Consider the following 18,483-nt stretch of genomic DNA (forward strand, 5'->3'; position numbering starts at 1 on the left):
TTCTACCATTTCATACATGTGAAATTCAACCTGAGTGTCTGTAACCTTTTATGATTAATATGTAATATTATTGTTGTTTGGGGAAGTTCGAGGGTTACAGGGAATTCATCTTCTTTCTGTTACGAGAGAAGTCTGCTATATTTAGTCGGGTGACGAGGGCTAAGAGGGGTACAAGCCTGCCAGATTAGAGGAACGACAAGGAGAACAGACATGAATTGGAATGAAAATATGACCACTGTGGGTATAGGTGTTATTGTCCTTCTACTGCTCATTGCCTGGATCATACGCCGTGTAATTCGCCGAGGGCAGCGCATACGAAGTGAGGCCAATCCGCGTAAGATTACGATTAAGGATATCGATAAAATGCAGGATGGATCGGAATTTGAATTGTACCTATATCATTTATTCCAACAACTCGGTTATGCCGAAGTACATAAGACCACAAGCAGCCGTGATTTTGGTGCTGACCTTGTATTTGTGGATAGAGCAGGCAGACGTAATGTAATTCAGGCCAAACGCTACGGAGCGAATCATCCGGTTGGACTCAGCGCGGTGCAGGAGATCTACACGTCCATGCGTTATTATGAGGCAGATCGATCCATCGTGCTCACCTCAGCCAGATATACGGAAGCATGCCGGACGCTGGCCGCGGTCAACGGGGTGAAGCTGCTGGACCGGGAAGATCTGCTGGACCTGATCACGCTGTTTAAATCCAGAAGAATGGAAGAAGCACTGGAATTGATTGAGGAGGACGATCAGGAACCTGTGGAAACATGGCAATCACGGCGGAAAAGAGTTCCACGTTAATCACCTTCACTTGTCTGCCTGCACATGATATATTGAGTGCATACCAACCAAGGGAGTGTGTTCAATTATAATGGCACGTACACAAACGCAAAAAGCATTGCGCAAAGCAGAGCGGTCGGGACAATGGTGTCCGGAGCAAAGTCGAAGAGTAAACGGAGATTATGGAGCATTATCCCAGCATGTTCGACTCATGCCCACAAAACAGGAAAAATTGCAAAAGGTCAAACACAAGAAGCGGACCCAGGATGGTGGTGCTTCTTTTTATTTTGTCTATGATGTGCGGAGTGCTGATTAAGCATCAAAATTTAAAAAAAGCTCTTCCTTCGATTGGTATGACATCCCTTGAACTGTTAAAATCAATGTATCTCTTTTGAATTGGATTACTAATACAACACCTCCTCCTATCTTCGATGAAGGGAAGAATCTCACATATGACAACAGCGCTTCGCTTGAATAAGAAAATCGTTCGGCGTTTTTTGCTGCAAACTCAATCTTTATTAGGACGTTGGCCCGCCGCTTCCTTGCCTTCGGGTCCTGAACAGGTGATGCAGTTGATCCGCTCCCTTGGCTGCGTGCAGATTGATCCTGTCGCTGCCGTAACCGGAAACCAGCATCTGGTGCTGGGCGCTCGTGATCCGGGCTATACCTCCGAGTATTTACATACCTTGCTGAGTGATCATAAAGTGTTCGAATATTTTGCCAATGCTGTATGTGTCATTCCGATCGAAGACTATGCTTTGTTTGAACCTGTACGTGTCCGATTACGCGAGCGTCTGGCTCCTTCATTGCAAGGGCTGGAGAATACGGTGCAGCATGTACTGAAGCGTTTGGAAGATGAGGGACCTTTACCCTCAAGAGCTTTCCGTGCTGTCGAACGGGTGAGTGGATATTGGGACAGTGCAGATGTGCCTAAAACGAAGGACACCACGTTAGCGTTGAACTTGCTGCTGGATTCGGCTGCTATTCGTGTTGTGGCAAGGCAGGGGAATGAGCGTTATTTTCATATTACGGAATCCGGACTGCTGGAGCAGGGCCAATCCATGACAGCGGAAATCGATCTTTTGACTCAAAGGCAGGCTCTAATGGACAAGTACATTTACGCATATCGGGTCGTGGACGTGCGAGATCCACGATTGGGCTGGATCAAATCCACGGCTGCTGAACGTCGGAATGATATGGCTGCACGTGTCGCAGATGGTCGCATGATCCCACTGGAGGTAGAGGACGTTACGACGCCTTATTACATCCGTGCAGAAGATGAGGGTTTGTTGCGTGAGATGGAAAGGGAAGAAACGCATTATGATCCATCAGGTCCGGTACGATTCCTGCCCCCGCTGGACAACCTGCTGTGGAGACGGGAACGGATTGTGGATTTATTTGATTTCCATTATAAGTGGGAGATTTACACACCAGAGGTGAAACGAACCTACGGATATTACGCCATGCCTATTCTTCACGGAGATCGGCTGATTGGACGCATGGACCCGCGACTCGATCGCAAAACGGGCGTGCTAACGGTTCGGTTGTTATCGATGGAAGAGACTGCTCCGCCAGTAGAAGAATGGATCGCGGATTTTCGAGAGGGACTCCAGTTCTTTGCAACGATGCATGGAGCGAGATCCATAAAGGTAGAGAAGACGGTACCCAAGGGGTTGAAAAAGCAGCTCAAGTCAATTTTATAATACTGGTAGACGGCAAAAAAGGGAGCGAAAGCTCGCTCCCCTAAGGCTGGGTCTGGACATGTAATAAGCTTGTTACGCCAGTCCCATAGCAAAATTGGTTTTCAATTAACGCAGATGTGGTACTTCAACATTTGGATCAACATCTGCTTCATAATCCACGCCGTCGGTTTCGAAACCAAACAGTTGGAAGAATTCCTGACGGTATCCTACCAAATCGGACAGATCGTAGATATTTTCGGTGGTCAGCTCGTTCCAGAGCTTCGCCACTTCTTCCTGAACGTCCTCTCTCATCTCCCAATCATCGATACGAATACGCCCTGCTTCATCAGTCGGAACTTCTCCTCCCGCATACAGGCGATCAGCGAACAAGCGTTGCAATTGCTCGATGCAGCCTTCGTGCAAGCCTTTTTCTTTCATGACTTTGTACAATGCAGAGATATACAGCGGCACCACTGGAATTGCGGAGCTGGATTGGGTTACCAACGCTTTGGCTACAGTGAGGTAAGCACGCCCACCTGTTGAACTCAGACGATCATTCAGCTTATGTGCTGTCGCTTCCAGATGATTCTTGGCCTGACCAATGGAACCATCGCGATAAATGGCATGAGTAAGTTCAGGACCGATGTAGGAGAAAGCAATGGTAGTCGCATCATCAGCGAGTACTCCGCCTTCTTGCAGGGCGTCCATCCACAGTTCCCAATCATCTCCGCCCATGACCGTCACGGTCTGGCCAATTTCTTCTTCGGTTGCCGGTTCAAGCGTAATGGAAGTGACTTCTCCCGTATGGAAATTGACTGTTTTGTTCGTATACGATTGTCCAATCGGTTTGAGCACGGAGTTGAATACTTCACCAGTATTCGGATCGGTACGGCGTGCCGACGCTACACTGTAGACAACCAAATCAACCTGACCGAGTTCACTGCGAATCAGTTCAACGGCCTTTTCTCTTGTTTCGTTGGCAAAGGCATCACCTGTGATGCTGTATGATTTCAGTCCTGCTTCTTCCGCAGCTTTCTCAAATGCAGCGGAGTTGTACCAGCCTGCTGAAGCTGTACGTTTTTCAGTGGCGCTGCTTGGGCGGTAAATGCCGATGGTGTTGGCTCCGGCACCGAATGCGGATACTACGCGCGAAGCAAGTCCATATCCAGTGGAAGCTCCGATAACGAGTACGTTACGGGGTCCGTTCAATTGCGGTTGGGATTTTACATAATCAATTTGTTCCTGCACTTGTGCAGCACAGCCTAGAGGATGGGAAGTTGTACAAATAAAACCACGTGTTCTTGGTTTAATAATCATTCATTTGCATCCTTTCATATTCAACTCTTGTTCATTATTATTGGATAATGCTCTTGTACATACCTTCTTATTGTAAAACAATTGCCTCCGAAACGGAAACCGTTTCGATGGATTTGGCTAAAAGACGGTATCCGGCTTCGCATCCGGGATGATATTATATAATTTGAACTAAACATTTACACGATAACGGAGAGGACAGAACAAATCTGGAGAAGCGACGCGTTCGCCTTTATCCCCGGATTTTCCCCTTCTATAAGGGATTCCAAAAAATCCGGGGATAACAGCGATCGGAAGATGGTTCTGGCCACGCAGTGCTCTAGTGTAAAATCATTCGTTCAACTTATAGTAGATTCTAAGGACTGAAACGAAAGGAATACGAGCCATGCTGAAGGAACGGATTGAATTTCTGAGCAAAAGAAAGCAAATCTCCCGCAAAGACCTCGTGGAAGGTCTGGTCACGCAGGCTCACTTTGCCAATATTCTAGCCGATCGTTATCCACTCCCTGAAGATCTGGCAGAGGCTATTGCGTCACGTCTTGGCGTTACGTCTTCCTATCTGTTAAATGCTTCTGCACAGGATGAGGAAACACTGGCGAGGGCAGAGGCTATTTTTGAACAAATGTCAGTACCAGCTTCGGTGATAGCAGAAGATATCGTGCACACGCTGGAGGATCGGGATGATGCGCTGACAGTAGAGCTGACCACGGCGTTAATGAAGGCGGTCTATTACCAACAATTAAATGATGCATCGGCTCATGAATATATACATACATCCTATCTGAATTTTTATCTGGAGAAATACGGCCGTCCTGACGATGTAGATCTGCCGCGTCCGTTAGTCAAGGCGTTATTATATTACAAAGTGCAGTACTATCGTTCCAAGCTTGCCTCTGTGGATGTGTTAACGCATGCAACCAGGCTAAGTGAATTGGCCCTTCCTGGAAGTGAATTCTGGCTGTCTGTGCAAAATATCAAGATGGAAGCCTACATTCAGGTCAAACAGTACGAAGAGGCCAAGCAGGTGTTCGATCTCACCATGAGACATGTCTATGATCAGCGGCTGTTTCATCGTTTGTCCGGTTTATATTTGGCGTACAGCGGATATTGCTTTGCAATGGGACTGGTACAGGAGGCGCTCTCGGCATTGACCATGGCAGAGGCGAATCTGGTGTATGCCGGCAATCAGGGCGATCTGGTCACCGCCATTGCGAATAATCGGATTGTCATGTTAACCATGACGGGGGAACTGGATCAGGCGCAGTCGGAGATCGAACAATTCGAATCCCTGTTGAAGCAGGAACCCGAAGAAACCCAGCAGGCCATGAAGCCGTTAGTGAGTGTGTATCGGTGTGAAGTGGCACTGGCACGAAAAAACTGGGGTGTACTTGCGCAGAGTGTGGATCAACTGTTGAATAGTGCAACGACTCAGGATCAACAGATGAGCGCAACCTTCTACCAGAGCCATCTGGCTCTTGCGCATGGGGATCGTGAAGTGTTCATGGAGCGTTCGCTCGCGTGCCTGCCTTATTTTGAGTCTGTTCAGCATGTCATGCGGCTTGAACCGTTATATGAGGGAATGGCGGTGGTGTCCGAGGATCAGCGAAAATATAAGGAAGCCGCCATGTATTATCGGAAGCTGGTCTACCTGTTACGCAAAAAATAGATCGAAAATCGGCTTGGAACAGCCGTTTTTGGCATGATTTTGTTCAATATTTTGTTCAATACCACTGCAATAGGCACAAAATATGCCTCTCAACCTTTCATTTAAGAGTCGTTTTACGGCTCTTTTTTTGTGGAATCACCTGATAAGTATGCTAAAGAAACGAAAATCTAGTGGTTTAATCGCTGGATTTTTCGTTTCTTTTGTATGCAGTCAAAAGGGTATTCAAGGACAAGCCGTGCTGTTTATAATTTAACTATAACCAAAAACAAAAAAACGAGGTGTCCATTATGGGATGGTTTGGTAAAAAGAACAAGCAGGAAGATGCGATTGCAAAGGCGGATAAAATGATGAATAAAGGACTTACCGGCATGATGATGAAAGGTTTTGTATCGAAGGAGCATCGGGAAGCCATCAACCAGAGTCTGGATTCGGCTAAGCAGGCACAACTGGCGGCAAGTGGTTCCCTTCCCTTAACCGCAACAGCCACGGTAATCACGATTACCGATACGGGCAAGCTGATCAATTTTGACCCGATTGTTGTGCTTGTTCTGGATGTAACAGAGACGAATGGCAATCAGTATCAGCGAACATTGGAAACACTGGTGTCCAAGATGCAGATTCCGCGCGTGGGAGATCGGGTGGGATTGGGTCAAAATCCGGCGAATCCGTCCGAGCTGATCTACATGGGGCTGTTGTCCGTCTAGAAGGTGATCGTGTTTCAAGGGGGAAGCTCATAATTCAGTAAATACAACTAACAACGAATAATAGAGATATAGAGAGGGTGGGGCAGATGGTAGGTTTCCTAAGATTAATAGGTGTGTTGACTGTATTTGGGTTAGGGTTCTCCCCATTTCTGGTAGAGCAGTTGTGGAATGATCCTTTTATTATTATGCAGGCATGGTGGTATACACCAGCCATTTTTGCCGGATTTGGGCTGATCTTTATTCCCTCCATTTTGGCTAATATCTTCGGCGTAGGGCGGGTGAAATCAGGTTTATCAGCGGTTGGCGTCATTAAGAGCGTCCAGCAGACGGGCACGTATATTAATGAGCAGCCGGAAGTTCGATTGGTTCTGACCGTTTCGCGTAAAGGACGTGAGAAATACGATACCGAGTTGAGAACGATTATACCGTTGACGTCCATGGCTCAGTTTCAGCCGGGCAGCTTCATTCCGTTAGTGGTCTCCGTGAAGAATGAACGCAAGGTAGGGCTTGATCTGAAAGGACGATTGTCTCAGGAAGATATGCAGCAATTGCTGGATGAGAAGATGGTGCAGCATGGCGTGGCACCTGAGATGATGGATATTGCACGAACGGGCGAGAAAGCGATGGCCAAGATTTTGGATGTTACTCCGCTTGGAAGCGGGGGGAATGGCAAAATTAAACTTCAGCTTACGCTTAGCGTAACGAAGTCAAATGGAGAGACGTTTAAGGTGACCACACCAAAGGAAATTTATCCATCTACCCTACCTCAGGTTCAGCAAGGTCATATTATTAACGTGATCTACTCGAAGCAGGACCCATCAAAAGTAGTACTGGCACTGAATGTACAGGAGGGACAATTAAGTGACCTCTTCTCATCCTGATGCTGTTGATGCACATGTCTTCGTGAGAGATGACATCTTCCTCCCCAGCTAAAAGCAATTCATGCGAGAAGCCGCCCATGCAGGGCGGCTTCTTCTTTTGTTCTTTTATCGTAGCAATCATGTTCCATTGAAAATGAATGTGCAGCATGATCATTGCTGTCCGGGCAGCTCAAAATCATGTTGTTTCATATAATAGGCCATGGCTTGTTGAAGCCATTCCTCTTCTTCCGGCGTGAATGGAGAGGGAGCCAATCTTGCCAGTGCTTCCAAGCTTTCTTCCTCCATCTCTGCCAGTGGTGCATAGTCTGCAAGCGAAGCTTGGCCGCCGATCATATCCAGATTTATCTGTAGCTGCCTGCGAATTAGCTCCTGAACTTCAGGAAGCTCCACGGGGCACCCGACCAGGTTCTTTACTTCCTGGGTCAGTCGAACAAAATGTTGATCCAGTTCAGTTTGTGCATCCGTTGTCCGTTCAAACATGAAGTCGATGACATTAGCGTCCAACTGCTGATCTAGCTTCTGATGAAGCCAGTCTTTTTGCTCCTGTTCCGTCTGCATGCTGTGAATAAGACTTAGAAGCACGGAACGATCCACTTCCTGTTCCGAAGCAATCAGTTTCAGTATGCGATCCATAGTATGCAGGGTGACTTCAATGTCTTTCTGTTTCTGCTCCAGCATGTTTTTCTGCAACTGTAGTGTGTCTGCCCAGTCTGAATCGAACTTTGGCTTACTAATTAGTTCAGAGATATGTTCAAGACTGTAGCCCAATGTTTTCAAGCAGAGTATATGCTGAAGACGTATGATCTCATTATAGTCATATAATCGGTGTCCGGACTGTGGATCTTTATGTGGGGTTAGCAATCCAATCTCATCGTAATAATGGAGAGTTCGCACAGATACGCCCGTTTTTTTGGAAAAAAGTCCGATGGTAAGCGGCGCATAATCCTTTGACATTGCGTTTTGTCCTCCTTCTACGTGATAGACGTAATACCCTGCAGGGGTGAATTCATCATATCTCCTAACGTAACTGGAGGTGCAAGTGTTTTTTTGCTTAAGATCAGACGATGCCCAGGCGCATCCGATAAGAGAATAGGACTTGTCTCGATTCTCCATCAAATATGCGTGTAGCCAACTGTCTAAATTCGTCTGCTACCTCGAGCAGATCAGTGGCTCCGAGTTTCACTGCCGTTTGCAGGCCGCCTTGGCTTAGTGCCAGATTGACGTATCGGTCCGCATCGAATGTTTCCCGGTGATGAAACACAATTTCACGCGAATAACGGAATAAGCCGGACTGCTGAATCTGCTGCAAATGTCCGTCTTTACTCCATTTATGTGCTTGATTTTCCTGGGGAGCCAGACTGGCAGCTCGATGATCTGCCTCCGTATTCAACTGCAGATAGGCTTGTTCCAGCTGCCAATCGACCACTGGTGGCCAGTCACAGTCGTAGGCAGCAAATATGCCTCCTGGACGCAGTACACGAGCAAATTCGCATAATGTGGACTGGGGCTCCATCCAGTGGAACGACTGTGAGCAGGTCACGATATCCACACTGCCATCAGGTAGTCCCAGTTCGTGGGATAAGCCGAAGACAAAGCGAAGATGATCCGGTTGGCCTGCCAATTCCCATTTGGACTCTGCGACAGCTCTCATATCATCGCTTGGCTCGACGCCAATAATACGTTCTGCCTCATTTAGCCAAATCCATGACGATAAGCCGGTACCACAGCCAACATCCGCGACCATGCGAGGTTTGTTGCCCAAATAATTCGTCAAAATATCCACAACTTCGGTGGGCGCAGCAGGCCGGTTTTGGTCATATAACGTACCAAAACCTTTGAATCGTTCCACATTGTTACGTCTAATGTCTTGCATGGACAAACCTCCTTCAGGAAATGGATGGATACGAAAGCAAAAGAATCAACAGATGATCAGAGCTCAATTATATCATTCATTTTCCAACCTGTTGTTAACGACCTGATGCAAATGCTCTACCGCTTTGATATGTCGTCTGAGCAGTTCCTGTCCAATGTGTGGAGGTTTGATTACAGTCAGGTCAGATCCAAATGACATCAGGAAGGAGTACAGCCATTCTCCCTCATTGAGTTCAAAGGCAACGCGCAGCCTGCCATCGGGCTCTTTTTCAACGCGTGACGGTTCAAAAAAATCATACACCCTATATGCAATAGAGTTGGAGAACGACAGTTCCAAAGCGATTTGGTTGATAGAGACTGGTGTCTCATGTTCCGTTGATCCGATGTTCATGTTGTTTCGGGGGACCCTCGGCAGGAATTTCAGCTGGGTAATGCGTTTCATTTTGAATGTCTGAAATTCGTTCCGGTCATGCTCGTCGTGAATGTACCCCTTGAAATACCAAGTACTGTTCTTAAACAAAAGTTTGAGAGGCTCAACGGTCGGAACACTCTTCTCTCCATCCGAATTGACATAGTGAAACGTAATCCATTGATTGGTGAAAATCGCCTGCTTGACCTGATTGAACAGTTCCCTCTCCTGCAGTGGAATACTGCCCCATGGCGAGAAATCGAACTCGATCCAATCCAGTTTGTGATCAAACAGGGCCGTTAAACGTTTAAGCATATGGGCAGTGTTAAGGTGAGGGATGGCGCTGACGCTATATAATCCAAGCAAAATTTCATTCTGATCATCTTCGGACAACAGGGATTTGTCCATCACAAAGTTATCCATTAGATGAATGCCGCCATGCTTTCCGGTTGTCGTGTATACGGGAATCCCCGCCGCACTCAGTCTGTCGATATCACGGTACACCGTGCGCACGGATATCTCGAACAAACGCGCGAGCTCGGGGGCGGTAGCTTTCTTTTTCTCCAATAACAGCAATAGCATTCTGAATAATCGGTTATTTTCCATGCCTATATTATACCATGACAATAGGTGTCAGGGTATGGGTGGTACACTGGATGTACAGTGTTACGAAGATCATGAAGGAGGAATGGATGATGTCGATGAAAGACGGATTTTTCTGGGGTGGCGCAACGGCTGCCAATCAGTTTGAAGGTGGATGGGACAAGGGTGGCAAAGGCCCAAGTACTTCCGATATGATGACAGGTGGAACGCACACGACACCGCGGCGGATTACGCCTGTACTGGAAGAGGGCACGTATTATCCGAGCCATGAAGCGGTTGATTTTTACGGTCATTACAAAGAGGATATTGCCCTGATGGCCGAAATGGGCTTCAAAATGTTCCGCATGTCCATTAACTGGTCCAGAATCTACCCGAACGGTTATGATCTGGAGCCAAACGAAGAGGGATTGCAGTTCTATGACAACGTCTTTGCCGAGTTGAAAAAGTACAACATTGAGCCGCTCGTGACCATTTCTCACTACGAGACGCCATTTGGTCTGACCGAGAAATATAACGGCTGGGCTTCCCGCGAAGTAATTGATTATTATATCAGATATTGTACAACCCTCTTCAACCGATACAAAGACCAGGTGAAATACTGGCTGACCTTCAATGAGATCAACTGTCTGACGATGCCAATGGGGGCTTATATGGCTGCAGGTATCCTGTTTGAAGGTAAAGAGACATTGATTGATGGCGTTGATGATCCACAGACCCGCTTCCAGGCGCTTCATCACCAATTTGTTGCAAGTGCGAAAGCGGTGAAGCTGGGACATGAAATCAATCCTGACTTCCAAATCGGCTGTATGGTCGCTTTCATGACAACCTATCCGAATACATGCAACCCGGACGATATTTTACTTGCACAGAAGAAGGACCAACTGTCCAACATGATCTGTGGTGACGTACAGGTTCGTGGAGCATACCCTGGATTCGCCAAGCGTTTCTTCGCCGAAGAAGGCATCCAGATCGAGATGCAACCGGAAGATGCACAGACTCTGCGTGAAGGATGCGTGGACTTCTATTCCTTCAGCTATTACATGTCTTTGGTCGAGAGTGCGGATGAGTCGTTGGATAGAGCAGAGGGGAATCTGCTGGGCGGCATCAAAAATCCGTATCTGGAAGCTTCCGACTGGGGCTGGCAGATCGATCCGAAAGGATTGCGTTACACCCTGAACCACCTGTATGACCGTTACCAAATTCCATTGATGGTTGTGGAGAACGGGCTGGGTGCAGTGGATGTAGTGGAGGCAGATGGCTCCATTCAGGATGACTATCGTATTGATTATTTGAGAGGTCACATTGAACAAATGAAAGAAGCTGTTGCCGATGGTGTGGAGCTTATTGCTTACACCATGTGGGGATGTATCGACCTGGTCAGCGCATCCACGGGAGAGATGAAGAAGCGTTATGGCTTCATTCATGTGAACAAAGACAATGATGGCAATGGTGATCTGAGCAGAACACCGAAGAAGAGCTTCCACTGGTACAAAAAAGTCATTGAATCCAATGGCGAGGAGCTCTAGATTTTGCACTATAAAACGGCTTCATAATGACGTTAAAGAACCTCACCGGAGCAGGATGCACCCGTGAGGTTCTTTAACGTATTCAGCGATGGCTCCGGCAGGACCACGCAGGCTTGTTCGTACGGCTGGTCATCGTGATGCGTAGCACTCATTAAACCGCTCACCAGGAGATGCACGCGATGTGAAGTTGTGAAGCCGCATTCTAGTACAGCTTCCAGTGTGTTCAAGTCAGAGGTTTAGACTGTAGCAGGGAGATTCGTTCCAGATAGCGCTGGTAGAACCATATGCATGTAGCAAGCCAGCATCCGCTTAAAAAGTAACCTCCGACTACATCACTGGGATAATGTACACCCAGATAGATGCGGCTCATGCCAATGGTAAGAATGAAGGCTGCGCTCACAATGATCATCGCTATTCGCCCGGCTGTTGTGGGTACATGCTTCCAGATCAGGAAGGCCAGTCCGCCGTATAGGCTGAACGCTGCCATGGAGTGTCCGCTGGGGAAGCTGTACCCGGTCTCTTCAATGATTCGGTGAATGGTGGGTCTCGCACGCTGAAACACGAGCTTCAGCAGGGTGTTTAGTATTGCAGAGCCTGCGATGACACAGCCCAAAAATAGAAGCTCCCGTCGGTGCCCTAAAAAGACATACAAAACGATCATCGAAATGAGGGTAATTGCGACGACGGGTAAGCCGCTGCCAATCCAGGTGAACAGCTCCATCCACTGGGTCATGCCCGGGGATTCCATGCCCTGAAGCCACGTCATCAGGGTATCGTCAAACCGGTGGATCTGGTTATCGCTGATGGACAGGGCAATGATTGCAAATACAGCAAGGCTTAGTGCTGCGGCGAGCAACGGTATGGAAATATTCTTTCTCAAATTTTGTTTCAATGGTTATGTTCCTCCAGGGTGTCTGTTTTCTTATCGTTTTCTAATTTACCCTTAAAGCTGTTCCCAGAAAAGTGGGCTATGATTAAATGCAGGCTCATTAAACTGGGAAAAGGGGATTACTTATGTCTTTTATACGATTTGATTACCAGCTTTTTCATTGGATTAACCAGCAGGCGGTACAGCTCTCGTATCTGGATGGCATCATGATATTTTTTGCGAAATATGCTCTTTTTATGTTTCCTGCGGGAATGTTTGTGTACTGGACATCGAAGAGTCAAAAAAGACGCATGATTGTGCTGCAAGCCATTTTGGCAGCATGTGCGGGGACCGCCGTCAGCTTTGTTACAGGTCACTTGCTGCACAGAGACCGGCCATTTGTGACCCATTCGGTGATTCAATTAATCAGCCACAGTGCTGATGCTTCCTTTCCAAGTGATCATGCGACGGTTGCCTTTGCATGTGCCACTGCATTTTGGCTGGGTCACGTCAGGTATCGGTGGGGGTGGGTTCTCATCGCCACTTTCATTGCTATTGCTCGCGTATGGTCTGGTGTACACTATCCCTCGGATGTAGCTGCCGGCGCACTCATTGGTGTGGCAAGCGCCTGGGGAATCGGGCGGATTTTCATCCGTATGAAACTTCCAGCCCTGTTCATCCCTCATCAAGCGAGAACATTCCAATCAGAAAACCGCAAATGAGCAGCTGTTCACCTGCGAATCAGCTGTTCCGCTGGAAGTAAAGAGGCCACACTGTAGTGGTGAAAAAGAGGGCTGTTGCGCAGCCCTCCTTATTCATGTCCGGTGTTGGTTTCCGACATTCAGGATGCAGATGTGGGAAGCAGGACACTTACGGTCGTTCCTTCATTTACATGGGTATCGATGAATATCTGCCCGTTGTATCGTTTGACGAGGCGTTCCGCAATGGCGAGTCCCAGCCCGGTACCGCCTTGTTCGCGACTGCGGGCTTTATCAACTCGGTAGAAACGGTCAAAAACATATGGCAAATCCTCTCCCGGAATGCCCATACCTTTATCGGCAACCTGAATACATACATCGTTGTCACGTCGCATTCCGTGGACTTGAATCTCTTTGGTCAGTGGTGAATATTTAACGGCATTATCAATCAAAATCCGCAGGATCTGCTCCAGATGTTGAGGGAGTATCTCCACTTTAATATCAGACAGGTGCTCCAGATCAATGTCAAAGGCAGCATCCGGGTGCAAGTGCACAACGTTGGTGAGCGCATGCTGTACCGTCTGGCGAAGATCGACCGCAGTCTCAACTGCAATGTGCCCAGACTCGGCTTGGCTAAGTAATAACAGTTCATTAACTATAGTTTTTAACCGTTTAAGCTCCTGAGCGGAAACATCCAGGGATTCATTCAAAATGTCCGGATCATGCTTGCCCCAACGGTTCAACAGGGAAATATGTCCTTCAATAATGGCTATGGGTGTACGTAACTCGTGCGAGGCATCTTCCACAAACTGCTTTTGTTGCTGAAACGAAAGCTCCAGCTCATCCATCAGTCGGTTGAACATTCGTGCGAGGTTGGTCAACTCATCATGCTGATCCGGCACATCCACCCGTTCATGAAGTCCCTTCTGCTGAATCTGGATCATCGTTGCATTCATGGTCGTAATAGGCTTGACGAACTGGCGTGAAAGGACAATCGCGCCCAGAATGCTTAAACCCACAGCAGCAATCCCTCCGCCAAACATGACCAGCAGCAGCATATCGCTTAGTTTATCCGTATTTTCCAGGTTGGTCACCATTTCAATAGTCCCGCTGAAATTTGTGGTTATGAGTGGTGATCTCATAATGAGCAGGTGATCTTCGTAGTGCCATGCATTGATCAGAATGCGTTCTTGCACCGTTTGCGGGTCGATCCACTGTTCAGGAAGGCGGTTGGTTACTTCAAGAAGTACAGTTCCTTCCTGATCCAGAATGCGGATCATCTGATTCTCCTGATTGAACTTGGTCATAAAAGAACGGTTGTCTGCAATTTGTGCTGATGACACTTCTTTCTCTTGAAGGTAACTTTCTATCTCATTCATGCTTTTCTCCATATTTTGCTGTTCCTGATCAATGAGCCATTCGTTAATTACAAAGTATTGAACGATGTTATATACAATAAACAGCGTGCCCAACAATAGTGAAATCCAGATCGTCAATTTCCAGCGGATAGACCAATGGGAGCGGGGGAGATATTTTCGAATCCAGCGCATCATTTCTGAATCCCGTAACCCAAGCCTCGTATCGTCTGCACAAAGCTGGGAGAGCCCGAAGCATCAATTTTACTGCGCAAATAACTGATGTAGACATCAACCACGTTAGTCTCCACGTCAGCATCGTATCCCCACACCAGATCCAGCAGCATCTCCCGGGTCATGACACGACCCATATTTTGCATGAGGATCACCAGCAGGTCAAATTCGCGCCGGGTTAATTCAATAACCTCTCCGTCTTTCTTGAAAATGCGCGCCTCCAGATCCAGATGCAATCCATAATGAATCAGTACGGAATGTTCGCTGCCGATGTTGGAACGGCGAAATAAGGACCTCATCCGTGCAAGCAGCTCTTCAATAGCAAAAGGCTTCGGAATATAATCATCGGCTCCGCTGTCGAGTCCCATGACGCGATCCATCACACCATCACGAGCCGTAATCATAATAATGGGTGTTTGTTTGATGTTGCGTATTCTCCTGCACACCTCTACGCCGTTAAGGCCGGGCAACATTAGATCGAGCAGGATCAGATCCCACTCCTTTTCGAGTGCCAGTTTAAGTCCGTGTCTTCCATCGTAGGCTACACTGACTGTGTAGGCTTCATGCTGCAATTCCAGTTCTATAAAGCGAGCCAGATTTTTCTCATCTTCAATCAGTAATATGTTTCTCATCAGAATCGGTCCATTCCTTAAATTTGGGAGCAGTCAAAACGAGCTTACAGGTTAAGCTTACCAAGTCCAGTGTACAACATTCAAATTGGAAAAGATTAAAAAAAGTAATGCGGTTTTCTTATCAAATTTTAATGCAGAAGGTCTAGAATGGGCTTAACCCCAGTACGAGAGAGAAGTGATCATAATAAGCCAGCCCAAGATCAAACCTGAACCAGCCAAGAGCACATCCAAAACATCAACGAAGAAAAAATCATCCGGGAGGGGGTGGCTTGTTACCCTGATCTGCATTGGCGCTACCGGAGCAGTGGCATTTTTCCTGGTTCCGTCTGTAAAGGACACCGTATTGCATGCTGTAGAAAGTGTAGCCGGAGTTCGTACCACACCGCCTGTTGTATCTGCCAATCCAGTCAGTCAAGCTCAGACAGCACCATCAGGAGCTTCGTCGCAAGCACAGCAATCCAGTCAGTCACAGGCCACAGCTTCCACAACGTCGACGGTGCCAGCTGTACCTTCAACGGATCATATTGCCGCAGCCAAGGATATTGCCAGGACTTACGCCGATATGCCTCCAAGCAAGGCTGCTGCTGCACTTGTACAATTGCCCGATCTGGAGATTGTGTACGCAATGACCGAGATGTCCACAGAACAGAGAGCGAAAATCTGGAGTAAAATGGACCCGGAACGGGTTGGCAGCCTTTCGGTGCAAATGAAGCCTCGCTCCGTGGTTACGGATCGTGAGCTTGCGCTCATTCAGCGTAAAATCAATAAGCAAAACAGCGACATAACCAGCCAATCAGTAAAGGAACTGGTACATACCTTATCGAAAATGTCTTCCCCAAGTGCAGCCAAACTGATTCAAAAATTGTTCCAGACCGATTCCGCCAAAACGATAGATATTCTGAAGAAGATGGATGTGAATACCCGAGCGAGTATTTTAACAGTGATGTCCGGTGATTCGGTTATGCTGGATACAGCAAAACAGATTTCTCAGTCTTTTCTTAAATAATGATAAGGACATTGAATCAAAAACCAAGCGATAGCTCGAAAAGAACCCCCATAAAGGGGGTTTTTTAGTGTGTTATAATATTCCATAATTGTGAAATGTAAAGAAATTACCCGGTGGATTACGAGTGATGTTCAATACGGGAAGGGGAAAAAGAAATGAAGTGTGCAATAATCGTAACGTTAGCTCTGTTGTTCATTACAGCCGGATTTCTGCTGGTACCGGAAGGTCGAGCGTATGCTTGCAGTTGTGTCGATTCGAACGCTCAAGAGAAGCTGGAGACGTACGCGTCGGTTTTTACAGGGAAAGTGGTGAAAAGGGGTGGGACGCAAATATTCAGCACTGATCGATTGAGAGCCTATACCTTTGAAGTGGATACCGCATGGAAGGGTGTTTCTTCTAAACGAATGACTGTCATGGGAAATGATGCCGGTTCAGATTCTTGCGGGATTCAATTGGAGAAGAACCAATCCTATCTGATTTTTGCCTATCAGGATAAAGTGGACGATAGGCTGCATACGAATCTTTGCAGTGGCAATGTTTCCGTTGATCAGGCTGGAGACGCGTTAAAGCTGTTAGGTGCAGGAAAAGTAGTGAATCCGGATGATTTTAAAGAAATCGATTATGGACGAAGCTGGTCATTTTATCTCATTATGTATGGTGGACTTATTTTATTGCTTGTATTGGTAAGTGGCTGGATCTGGAGAAGGAAAAAGCGTACTTAATGTAGGTCTAATTGAAGGAAAAGTGGTATTTCGGCAACGGAGGAAAAAAATCAAATCCCCGTGTGGAACGTTGAGGTAAACTCGCGTTCCATGCGGGGATTTTCTACATTTGGTCGGATAATCGTACGGATTTAATTAGTTTAACTGTAGCATGTATTCATAAGCCGTGATACCGAATACCCGTTTAAAGTGTCTGTTCAGATGAGTCAGGTCGACAAAACCACATTCGGCTACAGCAAAGTAAATATCTTTATGCGTTTCAATGGACTGTCTGGCACGCTCCACCTTGCAATTCAGAAAAAACTGGTAAGGGGATATGCCGGCCTGGGACTTAAACTCGCGGATAAATTGAAACTTGGACATGTTAAATTCCGCACACAAATCGTCCAGTTTCAGCACATCTTCAATACTGCAAAACATCATTTCTTTGGCTTTTCGGACCAGACTATCCTGAGGTCGCCAAAGCTTGGTGTCCATTTCAGATTTGGAGAGCAGTTGCAACAGGTCAAAGAGCAGTTCACTGCACTTTGCTTCATCTTGTCCGTTTTGAACGGCATCATTCAGCATTAGAATACTTCGTGCAAGCACAGGGTCATAGACGATGGGAGTGGTAAAACGCAATTCCTTCTTCCCGAGGATCTCTTGGACCAAATCCGGCTTCAGATAAAGCATGACATAGTCTATGCCAGCCTTGTCATAAGAGCTTCCATCGTGGGACTGTTCCCGGTTGAACAGCATCACGCCGTTTTTGTGGGAGGCCTGATAGTGTCCGTCCAGATGGTATTGCTGAATACCGCGCAGCGTTACTCCAACCGCATATTCCTCGTGACAATGTTTTTTATAGGTGAAATCCGTAAAGCTGGCGGATAGAGCCAGTACGTCCTGTGATTTCTTATAGTTAAACAATTCCATGCTGCACACACCTCCCGCGCGTTAGATGATTCCCGATACCATAATGGCTGAGTATAACAAAAAAAGGGCCATAAGGATACTCAGTGCTTTTTGATGACGATTAAGTAACGTTCTGAAGACGGAGCCAAAAACGACCCAACTGGAATAGGCCAGAAAGCCAATGATAGTAATGATAATCACGAACAGAAGCGTTGACATGGTGCTATCGTAGTACGGCAGCACATAGCTGGGAATGACAGTGAACGTGAACAGAACTACCTTTGGATTCACAAACTGCATGATTAAACCGTTCAGAAAACCCGTAACTTGCTTCGATGCTGTCTCGGTGGAACCCATTTTATAGACTTGATAAGCCAGATATAACATATAGACACTACCCACAATCTGCATCACATGGAGAATGCCAGGCAATACCTCAGCGAGAGCATGATTGAGAAGAGCAGAAGCGGTAAGTAACAAGCCAAATGCAACTGTGGCTCCCCACACATATTCCATCGTTTTCCGGGGACCAACCTGCCCGACGGAAGTGAGAATCACAATATTGCTGGGGCCAGGTGTAAAGGTAACGACAATACAATAGATGAAAAAGGATGTAAGATTCATAGTGCCTCCC

General features: G+C 47.0%; 19 protein-coding genes. 10 read left to right on the forward strand and 9 right to left on the reverse strand.

The window, feature by feature from the left end:
* Positions 1 to 210: 210 nt before the first annotated feature.
* The 3 genes from ACFVQB_RS28485 (at position 211) to ACFVQB_RS28495 (ending at position 2,489) form a co-directional block, all read left to right on the forward strand.
* The gene (locus tag ACFVQB_RS28485; protein WP_379447230.1) at positions 211 to 807 is read left to right on the forward strand and encodes a restriction endonuclease; all 597 of its coding nucleotides are present in this window, start codon (positions 211 to 213) and stop codon (positions 805 to 807) included.
* Between the two features lie 70 nt (positions 808 to 877).
* Positions 878 to 1,102, forward strand: a complete 225-nt coding sequence (locus tag ACFVQB_RS28490; RefSeq protein ID WP_379447231.1) for a hypothetical protein — start codon at positions 878 to 880, stop codon at positions 1,100 to 1,102.
* 136 nt (positions 1,103 to 1,238) lie between these two features.
* Entirely contained in the window at positions 1,239 to 2,489 is a 1,251-nt protein-coding gene (locus tag ACFVQB_RS28495; protein WP_379447232.1) for a DNA glycosylase AlkZ-like family protein, read from the forward strand.
* Between the two features lie 105 nt (positions 2,490 to 2,594).
* Here ACFVQB_RS28495 and fabV read toward each other — a convergent pair whose 3' ends face one another.
* Positions 2,595 to 3,785, reverse strand: coding sequence for an enoyl-ACP reductase FabV (fabV, locus tag ACFVQB_RS28500; protein WP_379447233.1), 1,191 nt, complete (start codon positions 3,783 to 3,785; stop codon positions 2,595 to 2,597).
* Positions 3,786 to 4,167: 382 nt separating this feature from the next.
* On the opposite strand from fabV, the gene ACFVQB_RS28505 reads away from it, so the two are divergent.
* The 3 genes from ACFVQB_RS28505 (at position 4,168) to ACFVQB_RS28515 (ending at position 7,033) form a co-directional block, all read left to right on the forward strand.
* Positions 4,168 to 5,448, forward strand: a complete 1,281-nt coding sequence (locus ACFVQB_RS28505; RefSeq protein WP_379447234.1) for an XRE family transcriptional regulator — start codon at positions 4,168 to 4,170, stop codon at positions 5,446 to 5,448.
* Positions 5,449 to 5,735: 287 nt separating this feature from the next.
* Positions 5,736 to 6,152, forward strand: a complete 417-nt coding sequence (locus tag ACFVQB_RS28510; RefSeq protein WP_163757613.1) for a hypothetical protein — start codon at positions 5,736 to 5,738, stop codon at positions 6,150 to 6,152.
* A gap of 86 nt (positions 6,153 to 6,238) precedes the next feature.
* The gene (locus tag ACFVQB_RS28515; protein ID WP_379447235.1) at positions 6,239 to 7,033 is read left to right on the forward strand and encodes a hypothetical protein; all 795 of its coding nucleotides are present in this window, start codon (positions 6,239 to 6,241) and stop codon (positions 7,031 to 7,033) included.
* A gap of 150 nt (positions 7,034 to 7,183) precedes the next feature.
* On the opposite strand, the gene ACFVQB_RS28520 is transcribed toward ACFVQB_RS28515, so the two are convergent.
* The 3 genes from ACFVQB_RS28520 to ACFVQB_RS28530 form a co-directional block, all read right to left on the reverse strand.
* Complete coding sequence (locus tag ACFVQB_RS28520) at positions 7,184 to 7,987, reverse strand: MerR family transcriptional regulator (RefSeq protein WP_379447236.1); 804 nt, start codon at positions 7,985 to 7,987, stop codon at positions 7,184 to 7,186.
* 103 nt (positions 7,988 to 8,090) lie between these two features.
* Complete coding sequence (locus ACFVQB_RS28525; protein ID WP_379447237.1) at positions 8,091 to 8,906, reverse strand: class I SAM-dependent methyltransferase; 816 nt, start codon at positions 8,904 to 8,906, stop codon at positions 8,091 to 8,093.
* 72 nt (positions 8,907 to 8,978) lie between these two features.
* Positions 8,979 to 9,920 (reverse strand): helix-turn-helix transcriptional regulator, encoded by a 942-nt coding sequence (locus ACFVQB_RS28530; protein WP_379447239.1) that lies wholly within the window; start codon positions 9,918 to 9,920, stop codon positions 8,979 to 8,981.
* Positions 9,921 to 9,991: 71 nt separating this feature from the next.
* Here ACFVQB_RS28530 and ACFVQB_RS28535 point away from each other — a divergent pair, with 71 nt between their 5' ends.
* Positions 9,992 to 11,443 (forward strand): glycoside hydrolase family 1 protein, encoded by a 1,452-nt coding sequence (locus ACFVQB_RS28535; RefSeq protein WP_379447621.1) that lies wholly within the window; start codon positions 9,992 to 9,994, stop codon positions 11,441 to 11,443.
* Between the two features lie 223 nt (positions 11,444 to 11,666).
* Here ACFVQB_RS28535 and ACFVQB_RS28540 read toward each other — a convergent pair whose 3' ends face one another.
* Positions 11,667 to 12,335 carry a phosphatase PAP2 family protein gene (locus tag ACFVQB_RS28540; RefSeq protein WP_379447241.1) on the reverse strand — a complete coding sequence of 223 codons (669 nt, stop codon included), beginning with the start codon at positions 12,333 to 12,335 and terminating at the stop codon, positions 11,667 to 11,669.
* A gap of 122 nt (positions 12,336 to 12,457) precedes the next feature.
* Here ACFVQB_RS28540 and ACFVQB_RS28545 point away from each other — a divergent pair, with 122 nt between their 5' ends.
* Positions 12,458 to 13,033, forward strand: coding sequence for an undecaprenyl-diphosphatase (locus ACFVQB_RS28545; RefSeq protein ID WP_379447243.1), 576 nt, complete (start codon positions 12,458 to 12,460; stop codon positions 13,031 to 13,033).
* Between the two features lie 119 nt (positions 13,034 to 13,152).
* On the opposite strand, the gene ACFVQB_RS28550 is transcribed toward ACFVQB_RS28545, so the two are convergent.
* Both ACFVQB_RS28550 and ACFVQB_RS28555 read right to left on the reverse strand, forming a co-directional pair.
* Entirely contained in the window at positions 13,153 to 14,562 is a 1,410-nt protein-coding gene (locus tag ACFVQB_RS28550) for a sensor histidine kinase (protein WP_379447251.1), read from the reverse strand.
* A complete protein-coding gene (locus tag ACFVQB_RS28555; RefSeq protein ID WP_379447254.1) occupies positions 14,559 to 15,230 on the reverse strand; it encodes a response regulator transcription factor in 672 nt (223 codons plus the stop codon). Before ACFVQB_RS28555 ends, ACFVQB_RS28550 begins: the two co-directional genes overlap by 4 nt.
* Positions 15,231 to 15,405: 175 nt before the next feature.
* On the opposite strand from ACFVQB_RS28555, the gene ACFVQB_RS28560 reads away from it, so the two are divergent.
* Together ACFVQB_RS28560 and ACFVQB_RS28565 are read left to right on the forward strand one after the other, a co-directional pair.
* Positions 15,406 to 16,236: a hypothetical protein gene (locus ACFVQB_RS28560; RefSeq protein ID WP_379447256.1), complete on the forward strand. Its 831-nt coding sequence runs from the start codon at positions 15,406 to 15,408 to the stop codon at positions 16,234 to 16,236.
* Positions 16,237 to 16,391: 155 nt separating this feature from the next.
* Positions 16,392 to 16,958, forward strand: a complete 567-nt coding sequence (locus ACFVQB_RS28565; RefSeq protein WP_379447258.1) for a hypothetical protein — start codon at positions 16,392 to 16,394, stop codon at positions 16,956 to 16,958.
* A 135-nt stretch (positions 16,959 to 17,093) separates the two neighbouring features.
* Here the strand turns inward: ACFVQB_RS28565 and ACFVQB_RS28570 are convergent, their stop codons facing one another.
* Both ACFVQB_RS28570 and ACFVQB_RS28575 read right to left on the reverse strand, forming a co-directional pair.
* Positions 17,094 to 17,870: an AraC family transcriptional regulator gene (locus tag ACFVQB_RS28570; RefSeq protein ID WP_379447270.1), complete on the reverse strand. Its 777-nt coding sequence runs from the start codon at positions 17,868 to 17,870 to the stop codon at positions 17,094 to 17,096.
* Between the two features lie 21 nt (positions 17,871 to 17,891).
* A complete protein-coding gene (locus ACFVQB_RS28575) occupies positions 17,892 to 18,473 on the reverse strand; it encodes a LysE family translocator (RefSeq protein WP_379447272.1) in 582 nt (193 codons plus the stop codon).
* Positions 18,474 to 18,483: the final 10 nt, after the last annotated feature.

It is taken from the genome of Paenibacillus sp. NPDC057886, from assembly GCF_042796655.1.
Lineage (GTDB): Bacteria > Bacillota > Bacilli > Paenibacillales > Paenibacillaceae > Paenibacillus.